Raw genomic sequence first — 2,693 nt, 5'->3', positions numbered from 1 at the left:
AGACGTAACCGGTATTTCTTGAAACTTTCCTTCTTTTGTAATTTGAAAATGTTGTATTTCTATTGTTTCATCTTCAAAGCGTTGTTGGCGTTCAATGGAATAGTTTTTGTCTATATTGTAACCACCAAAACCGGCTGGATACATATTTGTTGCCTCATCTCTTGTTGCGCCATAATAATTTTTTAATATTATCTTATCTAAAAAATCATATTGTTCTGATAAAAGGTAAAGATAAATTATTTGCTCTTCATTTTCTTGTGTGCCAGTTATTAAAATTGGATTTATCACATTATTAATTTGAGGTAGCTTTATTCCATTTAAATCAATTAAATAATTATTTAACTGTTCATATAAACTATCGTTATCGAATAAGTTTAAATAGTATGCAAAACTTCTTGATATATTTTGAGGGTAATTATAATAATTCTCATCCTGAATAAATTTCGCTGATCTTTTAGAATTAATTGGTAAATCTAATGAGGGAAATCTATTACTTAATTTTTGAAATGAATACTTGTTTTGGGGTTTTAAAAAAGATGCAACAAAAGATTCATTGATAAATAATAACTGATCATTTCCAAAAATCAATCTATGCTTTGGCAATAATAATTTAGCTAAATCAGCATCTAAAACATCATCGAATTGTAAATAATTTACATCACCATTCGGTAAAATAAATTCGTTGATAATTGGATTTTCAATTAGATTTTTTGTGAGCAATTGGGATAAATCAGATGTTCGATGTACGCTGACATTATACTGGTTATTATTAATATAAATGATATTATTAACTAACTTAACTCGTAAATTATTCAAATAATTAGGGTTATAACTATCTTTTTTCATTAGATAATTATTTTCAATATATTTATCTAAAACCCAATAAGCTTGATTAATATCTTTTGCATAAGTATATGAAAAATTCAAAAAAACATATAATAAACAAACAAGTTTTGCTAACGATATATATTTTTTTATTATATAAAAATAAAATCCAAACATGTTATTAGCTTCCTAAATTTTTAACTAACTCTTGTAAATATTTACCATTGATATCTTTTGCTGTTTTGACAAAAAACTGATTTTCCAAAAACTTACTCTCAAAAACCCGAACATCATAATGAGCCCAAACACTCGCTATACTTTGATTGTCACGTCCTCTTGTTGGATGATATCTTGTATAGCTATTCTCTAAAGCAATACTATTAGGTATGGTAACTACCCCCTAAAATAGTACAGAAAAAAAGTAGAAAATTCTCTATGATAAAAGAAAAGGGGATTTAATGATGAAAAAAATGACTGAACATCAAATCGTAGCTATTTTAAAAGAAGCTGAAGCGGGTATTCCCGTTAAAGAGCTGTGCCGTACATATGGCATGGGTAATTCAACTTTCTATAAATGGCGGGAAAAATACGGCGGAATGGAAATTTCGGATATCAAACGCTTGAAGGAGCTGGAGGCTGAAAACCGCAAGCTTAAACAGATGTTTGCCGAACTGAGCTTAAAATCTCAACTTCAGGAAGAAATCATAAAAAAGCTTTAGTGCCCACAAAGGCACGTAAAATGTGGGCACAGCAACTACAACAAAATCATTCGGTTACTATTGTTATGAGTTGTGCTATTGTTGGCTTAAGCCGTTGTGCTTACTATTATCAATCTAAGTTACAGGATGATTCGGTGATTGTTTCGGTGTTGAATGCTATCACAGACCGGCATTTACGTTGGGGCTTTCCTAAGTGTTTTAATCGAATCAGAAAACAGGGATATCGTTGGAATCATAAACGTGTTTATCGGGTGTATTGTGAGTTAAAACTGAATCTTAAAACAAAACGAAAACAACGAATTCCACCTCGGGAGCCAGAAAAGTTATTGGCTCCCAATAAACAAGGTGAATGTTGGTCAATGGATTTTATGAGTGACAGTAGTCGTAATCAACGTCGCTTTAGGACATTCAATGTCATCGATGACTTTATCGTGAGGCGTTAGGTATTGATATTGCAGTAAGCTTACCCGCAGGTAGAGTGACTCGTTATTTGGATAAACTGGCCGAATATCATGGGTATCCATTAAAAATACGGGTCGATAATGGGCCAGAATTTACAGGAAAAACCTTTATAAATTGGGCTAAATCACATGATATAACCATTGATTATATCCAGCCTGGTAGCCCTTATCAAAATGGCTATATTGAACGATTTAACCGTACCTATCGCACTGAGGTACTTGATTTATATCTATTTAATAATCTAGAACAAGCAAGAAAGGTAACCGAAGAATGGCTAACCATTTATAACACCGAAAGACCGCATGAGGCGTTAAATAACATGACACCGATTGAGTATAAAACACTAAAACAAGCAGCATGATTTTCTACGTGAGTTGTGTACTAAGCTTGGGGTATTCACACAGCTTTTTTATAATAGATATGATTTTGTGATGGGAAATTTTTTCATAATTGAATTCTATTCATTTTATTATAGAGAATTTTCTATTTTTATATGCACTATTTTAAGGCGTAGTTACATAAGTATACATAAAAAAACAAGCTAACCTTTATCAAAAGTAGTAGAATCAATTTAGTTAAATGTAGTGATATTTTTACACTAATTAATATTATGTCGCCCATTTACTAATATGTGCATGGGCGTAATAACAAATAAAATAGCTATTTTACAACACGAAATGGATTAGT

General features: G+C 31.0%; 1 protein-coding gene and 1 pseudogene. One reads left to right on the top strand and one right to left on the bottom strand.

The window, feature by feature from the left end; genetic code table 11:
- Positions 1–1,002: hypothetical protein (locus A9G30_RS04580; protein ID WP_141671990.1), on the bottom strand; the 1,002-nt coding region annotated here is incomplete at its 3' end.
- Positions 1,003–1,283: 281 nt separating this feature from the next.
- Here A9G30_RS04580 and A9G30_RS04570 point away from each other — a divergent pair.
- Positions 1,284–2,367: pseudogene (locus A9G30_RS04570) on the top strand (IS3 family transposase).
- Positions 2,368–2,693 lie beyond the last annotated feature (326 nt).

It is taken from the genome of Gilliamella sp. Fer4-1, assembly GCF_001690515.1.
In the GTDB taxonomy this organism is placed as follows: domain Bacteria; phylum Pseudomonadota; class Gammaproteobacteria; order Enterobacterales; family Orbaceae; genus Gilliamella; species Gilliamella apicola_C.
Note: the sequence above shows the minus strand (reverse complement) of the source record. Positions and strands in the feature narration are given on the sequence as shown.